This window comes from Kitasatospora sp. NPDC059812, assembly GCF_042732075.1.
GTDB lineage: Bacteria > Actinomycetota > Actinomycetes > Streptomycetales > Streptomycetaceae > Kitasatospora.
Window position 1 is genome coordinate 1 of sequence record NZ_JBHWIO010000121.1, and the last position, 7,994, is coordinate 7,994.

At 73.8% G+C, this 7,994-nt stretch carries 7 protein-coding genes; 5 read left to right on the top strand and 2 right to left on the bottom strand.

The annotated features are described in order from the left end of the window. Positions 1 to 121 precede the first annotated feature (121 nt). Entirely contained in the window at positions 122 to 403 is a 282-nt protein-coding gene (locus tag ACFV6D_RS35900) for an HPr family phosphocarrier protein (protein ID WP_063349373.1), read from the bottom strand. Positions 404 to 621: 218 nt separating this feature from the next. Here ACFV6D_RS35900 and ACFV6D_RS35905 point away from each other — a divergent pair, with 218 nt between their 5' ends. The 4 genes from ACFV6D_RS35905 (at position 622) to ACFV6D_RS35920 (ending at position 6,092) form a co-directional block, all read left to right on the top strand. After that, complete coding sequence (locus ACFV6D_RS35905) at positions 622 to 3,462, top strand: GNAT family N-acetyltransferase (protein WP_380562954.1); 2,841 nt, start codon at positions 622 to 624, stop codon at positions 3,460 to 3,462. Between the two features lie 92 nt (positions 3,463 to 3,554). Next, entirely contained in the window at positions 3,555 to 4,154 is a 600-nt protein-coding gene (locus ACFV6D_RS35910) for a DUF5998 family protein (protein WP_063349374.1), read from the top strand. A gap of 35 nt (positions 4,155 to 4,189) precedes the next feature. Beyond that, positions 4,190 to 5,377 (top strand): alkaline phosphatase family protein, encoded by a 1,188-nt coding sequence (locus ACFV6D_RS35915; RefSeq protein ID WP_063349375.1) that lies wholly within the window; start codon positions 4,190 to 4,192, stop codon positions 5,375 to 5,377. 61 nt (positions 5,378 to 5,438) lie between these two features. Next, the gene (locus ACFV6D_RS35920) at positions 5,439 to 6,092 is read left to right on the top strand and encodes a thymidine kinase (RefSeq protein WP_063349376.1); all 654 of its coding nucleotides are present in this window, start codon (positions 5,439 to 5,441) and stop codon (positions 6,090 to 6,092) included. A gap of 17 nt (positions 6,093 to 6,109) precedes the next feature. Here ACFV6D_RS35920 and ACFV6D_RS35925 read toward each other — a convergent pair whose 3' ends face one another. Beyond that, positions 6,110 to 6,850 carry a VOC family protein gene (locus ACFV6D_RS35925; protein WP_347878564.1) on the bottom strand — a complete coding sequence of 247 codons (741 nt, stop codon included), beginning with the start codon at positions 6,848 to 6,850 and terminating at the stop codon, positions 6,110 to 6,112. Between the two features lie 182 nt (positions 6,851 to 7,032). Between ACFV6D_RS35925 and ACFV6D_RS35930 the strand changes: the two genes are divergently transcribed. Beyond that, positions 7,033 to 7,908: a sulfurtransferase gene (locus ACFV6D_RS35930; RefSeq protein ID WP_380562956.1), complete on the top strand. Its 876-nt coding sequence runs from the start codon at positions 7,033 to 7,035 to the stop codon at positions 7,906 to 7,908. Positions 7,909 to 7,994: the final 86 nt, after the last annotated feature.

A 7,994-nucleotide genomic window follows, 5' to 3' on the forward strand; every position in this document is an offset into this window, starting at 1 on the left:
CGACCGCCCGCGCCCGCCCCCGCACGGCTGGCCGTATGTGGGTTGGGGCGTCCTCGACGCCCCCCCCCCCCGGGGCCGGGGTGTGTTAGGACTGCCGGGCGCTTCTGTCGGTCGAGTTGGCTCAGGCCGCGGCCGGGAGCTCGTCGAGGCCTTCCTGGACGAGCTTGGCGAGGCGGTCCAGGGCGTCGTCGGCGTTGTCGGCGTCGGAGGCGAGGATGACCTCGTCGCCGCCCTGGGCGCCGAGGCCGAGCAGGCCGAGCATGGAGGCGGCGTTGACGGGGTTGCCGCCGGGCTTGGCGATGGTGATCGGCACGCCGGTGGCCGTGACGGCCCGGACGAAGACGGAGGCGGGACGGGCGTGCAGGCCCTCGGCCCAACCGATGGTGACGCGGCGCTCAGCCATGAGACGTGCCTTTCCGGTGAAGCTGGTTACGGCCGTGCTCGGGGAAGCGGCCATGTTGTCTAGACCAGTGTTGCACGCAGGCGGCCCCTGCGAGCCGCTGCGTTCGGGACTTGTGATTGTTTCTTTTCGGGGCATAAGGCCCGGCCAGCGGCCCTGCCCACCCTGCTGCCAGTGTGCGCCCGGCGCCATTCGGCTCGCTGCCGGATAACCTGACGAATGTGGACGACTCCGCAGTGGCGCAGCCCGAGCAGGACCCCGGTGACCGGGGGGAATCCGGACCGGATTACCCCCAGCACTGGGAGGCCGACATCCTGCTGCGGGACGGCGGTACGGCCCGCATCCGGCCGATCACGCCGGAGGACGCGGAGCGTCTGGTGGAGTTCTACGCACAGGTGTCGGACCAGTCCAAGTACTTCCGTTTCTTCGCCCCCTATCCCCGGTTGTCGGAGAAGGACGTTCGCCGTTTCACCCACCACGACTTCGTGGACCGGGTGGCGCTGGCGGTGGTGGTCCGGGACCGTTTCATCGCGACCGTCCGCTACGACCGGATCGACGCGCAGGGCCGTCCGTCCGAGGCCGGGACGGACGCCGAGGTGGCGTTCCTGGTGCAGGACGCCCATCAGGGCCGCGGGGTGGCCTCGGCGCTGCTGGAGCACATCGCGGCGGTGGCGCAGGAGCGCGGGATCCGCCGGTTCCAGGCGGAGGTGCTGCCGGAGAACCGGAAGATGGTGAAGGTCTTCACCGATGCCGGCTACACGCAGCGCCGCAGTTTCACCGACGGTGTGGTGCACCTGGAGTTCGATCTTGAGCAGACGGACCGTTCGCTGGCGGTGATGCGGGCGCGCGAGCACCGGGCGGAGGCGAAGTCGGTGCAGCGGCTGCTGACCCCGCGGTCGGTGGCGGTGATCGGGGTGTCGCGCAATCCGCAGACGGTGGGCCGGGCGATCCTGCGGGACCTGTTGGGCAGTGCCGACGACACGCGCCCGGTGTACGCGGTGAACCGCAACGCCCCGCCGGGCACCGGGCTGGACGGCGTCCCGGTGCACCGTTCGGTTCTGGACATTCCCGGGCCGGTGGATCTCGCGGTGATCGCCGTCCCGGAGGGGGCCGTCCCGGCGGCCGTCGCCGAGTGCGGCGCGCACGGGGTGCAGGGCCTGGTGGTGGTGACCGCCGGGTACGCGGAGACCGGTCCGGAGGGCCGGGACCGCCAGCGCGCGCTGGTGCGCCAGGCGCGGGCGGCGGGGATGCGGGTGATCGGCCCGAACGCCTTCGGCCTGATCAACACCGATCCGGACCGCCCGTTGAACGCCTCGCTGGCCCCGCAGCTGCCGGGCCGGGGCGGGTTCGGGATCTTCTGCCAGTCCGGCGCGATCGGGGTGGCCCTGCTGGAGTCGGCGCACCGCCGGGGCCTGGGGGTGTCCTCCTTCGCCTCGGTGGGCAACCGGTCGGACGTCTCCGGGAACGATTTCCTGCAGTACTGGGCGGAGGACGAGGCCACCGAGGTGGTGCTGCTCTACCTGGAGTCCTTCGGCAACCCGCGCAAGTTCACCCGGATCGCGCGCCGGCTGGCCGCGGTGAAGCCGGTCGTGGTGGTGAAGGGCGCCCGGCACACCGGCAGCCTGCCGCCGGGCCACGCGGTGCCGGCGACCGCGACGGGGCTGCGTGACGCGACGGTGGACGCGCTGTTCGAGCAGGCGGGCGTGATCAGGGTGGAGACGATCACCGAGCTGTACGACACCGGGGAGCTGCTGGCCCTGCAGCCGCTGCCGCCGGGGGACCGGGTCGCGGTGGTCGGCAACTCGGACTCGCTGGGTCTGCTGACCTATGACGCCTGCCTGAGCGCGGGCCTGCGGCCGCGCACGCCGGTGGACCTGACCACGGCCGCGACGGGCGAGAACTTCCGGATCGCGCTGGACGTGGCACTGGCCGATCCGGCGGTGGACGCGGTGATCGCGGTGGCGATCCCGCCGATCGGCACGTCCGCGCACGCCTTCATGGGCGGCCGACTGACCGGTCCGGACGATCCGGAGATGGGTTCGGACGATCCGGAGATCGCCGAAGCACTGCTCGAAGCCAGCGGAAGGGCAAGGGAGTTGGGCAAGCCGCTGGTGCTCGCCCATCTGGCGTTGACCGATCTGCCGGTCCGGCTGCGCCCGGGGGGCGTGCCGGCGTTCGCGGCGCCGGAGCGGGCGGTGCGGGCGCTGGCGCACGCGGTGCACTACGCGCAGTGGCGGCGCCGGACGGCCGAGGCGGAGGAGACGGCCCGGGTGCCCGAGCTGGACCGGATCGACGAGCCGGGCGCCCGGGCGCTGGTCGAGGCGGCGTTGAGCACCCGGACGGCGATCGCCGCGCGGACGCAGCCGGGCGGCGCCCGGATCACCCTGCCGGACGCGGGGGCCCGTGAGCTGCTGGCGCGCTACGGCATCGACGTCTTCCCGGCGCTGCCGGCGCCGGACGAGGAGGCGGCCGTGCGGGCCGCGGCGACACTCGGCTATCCGGTGGCGTTGAAGGCCACCGCCCCGCATCTGCGCCACCGCCCGGACCTGGGCAGCGTGCGGCTGGACCTGACCGGCGAGCCCGGGCTGCGCCGGGCGCACCGCGAGCTGGACGCGCTGCTGGGCGGTGCGGCGCAGGCGGAGCTGGTGGTGCAGCGGCTGGCGCCGCGCGGGGTGGACACCGTGATCGGTGCCACGGTGGATCCGGCGGTCGGCGCGATCCTGTCGTTCGGCCTGGCGGGGGCGCCCGCCGAGCTGCTGGGCGACGTGGCGCACCGGTTGGTCCCGGCGACCGACCAGGAGGTGGCCGGGCTGGTCCGGGAGGTGCGGGCGGCGCCCCTGCTGTTCGGTTGGCGGGGTGCGGAGGCGGTGGACACCGGCGCGTTGGAGGAGTTGCTGCTGCGGGTGTCGCAGTTGGTGGACGACGTGCCGGAGATCGCCTCGGTGGATCTCGAACCGGTGGTCGTGGCCCCGTACGGGCTGGCGATCCTGGGGGCGCGGGTGCGGATCGCGCCGCTGCCCGTCCGTAGCGATCTGGGCCCGCGCGCGATGAGCACCCTGTAACCTTCCTTGGTTGCGCCTGCCTGTGGGCGCTGTTGTCCGAAGCTCGGCGCCGTGCCGCCCGCTTCGTCGGCGGACCATGCCAGGATGGAGTTATGGCGAAGACCGGTACCACCAGCACTCAGGACCTGCGCTCGGCGATCGAGCGCAGCGGTTACTACCCGGCCCTGGTGTCCGAGGCGGTCGAGGCCGCGGTGGGCCCGGAGCCGATCAGCTCCTACCTGGTGCACCAGGAGACGACCTTCGACGCCAACGAGGTGCGTCGGCACGTGACGGTGCTGGTGCTGACCCCGACGCGGTTCGTGGTGAGCCACACCGACGAGCAGTCGGGGGACGCGGGCAGTCCGGCGGTGCCGTTCGCGACGACGTCGACGGAGAGTGTCCGGCTGGACCGGATCGGTTCGGTCGTGCTGAGCCGGATGGTCGCGAACCCGGAGACGTACACGCCGGGGACGCTGCCGCGCGAGGTGGTGCTGACGATCGGCTGGGGTGCGGTGCAGCGGCTGGACCTGGAGCCCGCGGGCTGTTCGGACCCGAACTGCGAGGCTGACCACGGCTACACGGGTTCGGCGACGGCTGACGATCTCTCACTGCGGGTGAGCGAGGCCGGTGACGGCCCGGAGACGGTGGCCCAGGCACTGGTGTTCGCCCGCGCGCTCTCCGACGCGACGATCAGCAACGGCCCGCGGGTCTGAGCGCCGCCGCCTTCGACTGCTACGAATCCGGTTTCATGTCCTTCGCACCTTCCGGCGGCTTCGACGCCTTCGAGATCCTCGACCCGGCCGCGGCTCCCGCGCCCCCGTACGGCAGCGGTTCGCTCTGCGACCTGTTGCCCTCGGTGGCGGCGGGCCTGGGCGTTCCGGGTTTCACCGCGACCCTGCCGATCGCCCCGGCGGACCGGGTGGTGGTGTTCCTGGTGGACGGCCTGGGCTGGGAGCTGCTGCTGCGGCACCCGGAGTACGCGCCGTTCCTGTCCTCGCTGGCCGGGAGTTCGATGGGTGGTTCGGGCCGCCCGCTGACCGCCGGTTTCCCGTCGACCACGGCGACCTCGCTGGCCTCGGTCGGCACCGGCACCCCGCCGGGGCTGCACGGTCTGGCCGGGTACACGGTCGCGGTGCCGGGCGCCGGTTATCTGATGAACCAGCTGCGTTGGCAGCCGCACACCGACCCGCACGTCTGGCAGCCGTACCCGACGGTCTTCGAGCGGACGGACGCCGCCGGGGTGGCGACCGCGCAGGTGTCCTCCCCGCTGTTCTCGCAGACGCCGCTGACCAGGGTGGCGCTGTCCGGCGGAACCTTCCTGGGCCGGACCACGGGCGAGGAGCGGATGGACCTGGCGGCCTCCTGGCTGGCCGAGCACGACCGGGCGCTGGTCTACACGTACGTCAGCGAGCTGGACGGTGCGGGCCACCGCTTCGGGGTGGACTCGGACGAGTGGCGGATGACCCTGGACGCGGTGGACCGGCTGGCCCGCCGGCTGGCCGAGCGGCTGCCGCCGCGGTCGGCGATGTACGTGACCGCCGACCACGGCATGATCGACATCGCGCCGGAGGACCGGATCGACTTCGACGAGGACTGGGAGCTGGGCGCCGGAGTGGCCCTGCTGGGCGGCGAGGGCCGGGCCCGGCACGTGTACGCGGTGCCCGGTGCGGCGGCCGACGTGTTCGCGGTCTGGAGCGAGGTGCTGGGCGACCGGATGTGGGTGGCCACCCGGGACCAGGCGATCGCGGCGGGCTGGTTCGGTCCGGTCGTGGACGAGCGGGTGTACGGGCGGATCGGCGACGTGGTGGCCGCGGCGCGGGACGACATCGCGATCACCGCCTCCCGCAACGAGCCGGGCGAGTCCGCGATGATCGGTCTGCACGGTTCGATGACCCCGGTCGAGCAGTTCGTGCCGCTGCTCGAAGTTCGCGGCTGAGCCAGGTCCTTGACTCTTCTGTGCCCGAACTCCCCTGATGTGAAAGGCCTTTGCTCCACCCATGGCTGAACTGGTGTTCTTCTCGGGCACGATGGACTGCGGCAAGTCGACGCTGGCGCTGCAGATGGACCACAACCACTCCGCCCGCGGCCGGCAGGGCCTCATCCTGACCCGCCACGACCGGGCCGGTGCAGCGACCATCTCCAGCAGGCTGGGCCTGCGGGCGGACGCGGTCGAGGTGACGGACGACTTCGACTTCCACGCGTACGTGGTGCACCGGCTCTCGGCGGGCGGCCGGGTGGACTACCTGATCTGCGACGAGGCGCAGTTCTTCGCCGCCGAGCAGGTCGACCAGTTGGCCCGGGTGGTGGACGAACTCGACATCGACGCCTACACGTTCGGGATCACCACGGACTTCCGCACCCGGCTTTTCCCCGGCTCCCAGCGGCTGATCGAGCTGGCCGACCGGGTGGAGGTGCTCCAGGTCGAGGCGCTGTGCTGGTGCGGTGCGCGGGCGACGCACAACGCCCGGACGGTGGGCGGGGTGATGGTGGTCGAGGGCGCCCAGGTGGTGGTCGGCGACATCTCGGTGAACGAGGACGAGGTCGGGTACGAGGTGCTCTGCCGCCGGCACCACCGCCGCCGGCTGACCGCCGCGACGGCCCGGGCCTCGGTGCTCTCCCCGGACGTGCTGCCCTTCGAGCAGCAGGTCTGAGTCCTGTCCTGGGCGCGCTAGCGGAGTTCCAGCACCGAGAAGTGCCCGCCCTGCGGGTCGGACAGCCGGGCGGCGCGGCCGCGGGCGGTGTCGTGCGGTGGGACCAGGACGCGGCCGCCGAGTCCGACGGCGTGCCGGGCGGTGGCGTCGGCGTCGCGGACGGCGAAGTGGACCCGCCAGCGGGGCGGATGGCCGCGCAGTTCGGCGCGGTGCCGGATGCCGGCGACCGGTTGCCCGTGCACGAGTAGCGCGGACTCGTCGTCGGCGTGCCGGACGGGGCGGTCGAGTACGGCGGTGTAGAAGGCGACGGCGCCGTCGGTGTCGGGGGTGAGCAGTTCGGTCCAGGCCGGTCCGCCGGGTTCGGGCCCGGCCTCCCGGCCGGTGTGCTCCTCGCCCTGCCAGAGGCCGAAGACGGCGCCGGAGACGTCGGCGGCGATGGCCATCCGCCCGGCGCGTTCGGCCTGGAGCGGCCCGACGGCCACGGTTCCGCCGCAGGAGCGCACCAGTTGGGCGGTGTGGTCGGCGTCGTCGACGGCGAAGTAGGTGGTCCACTGCACCGGGAAGCCGGTGGCGGTGGAGACGCCGAGGCCGGCGACCGGTGCCCCGTCGAGTTCGGCGCGGACGTAGGCGCCGAGCTGGCCGGGGCCCGGGGTGTAGGTCCAGCCGAGCAGGTCGGCGTAGAACGCGCGGGCGCCGGCCAGGTCGTCGGTCAGCAGGCTGACCCAGCAGGGGGTGCCCTGGGCCAGTCGGAGTTCCACCGCGGGCAATGCGGGCCTCCTCATGGGTGGTTGGCGCAATGGGTGGTTGGCGCACGGAAATCCTCGCGCGCGAGGGTGATGCTTCCACTCTGGCGCGCGTCGAACCCTCGGGCCGCGCGGAAATTCCGGCAAAGAGCGCACAAAGAGCGGCGGGTTGGCGGCGCTGCGCGACAATGGCCGCCATGACCACCTACAACGACGGTTCCCCGCTGATCTCCGCGGCCGGGCTGGCGCAGGCGCTCGCCTCCGCGCGCCCGCCGGTGCTGTTGGACGTGCGCTACCGGCTGGTCGGTGCCGCGCAGTCCGGCCCGACCGCCGTCGAGGAGTACCGGGCCGGGCACCTGCCCGGCGCCCGCTTCGTCGATCTGGACCGGGACCTCGCGGCCCCGCCGGGCGCCCCCGGCCGGGGCGGCCGCCACCCGCTGCCGGACCCGGAGGAGTTCGGTGCGGCGATGCGCCGCCTGGGGGTGGACTCCGACCGCCCGGTGGTGGTGTACGACGGCGCGGCCTCGCTGGCGGCGGCCCGCGCCTGGTGGCTGCTGCGCTGGGCCGGGCACCGGGATGTCCGGGTGCTGGACGGCGGGTACGCGGCCTGGTCGGCGGCCGGACTGCCGGTGACGGCGGAGGTTCCGGCGCCGGCGGAGGGTGATTTCAAGCCGGTCCCGGGGCAGTTGCCCGTGGTGGACGCGGACGGCGCGGCGGCCTGGGCGCGCGGCGAGCTGCTGCTGGACGCCCGGGCGGGGGACCGCTACCGGGGCGAGAGCGAGCCGGTGGACCCGCGCGCCGGGCACATCCCGGGCGCGGTGTCGGCGCCGACGGCCGAGAACGTGGCGGCCGACGGGCGGTTCAGGTCGGCTGCGGAGCTGACGGCGCGGTTCCGCGCGCTGGGCGTGGGTGAGCGGGAGACGGCGGTGTACTGCGGCTCGGGGGTGACGGCGGCGCACCAGATCCTGGCGCTGGAGGTGGCGGGCCTGTCGGCGACGCTGTACCCGGGGTCGTGGAGCGAGTGGTCGAGCGACGAGGCCCGCCCGGTGGCGGTGACCGACCAGCCGGGCTGAGTCCGGGCGTGCGTCAGGGGCGGGGGGGGCGCCCCCCCCCCCCCCCCCGCGCCGGGCGGATAAGCACAGAGTTGGCCGCGGCGCCG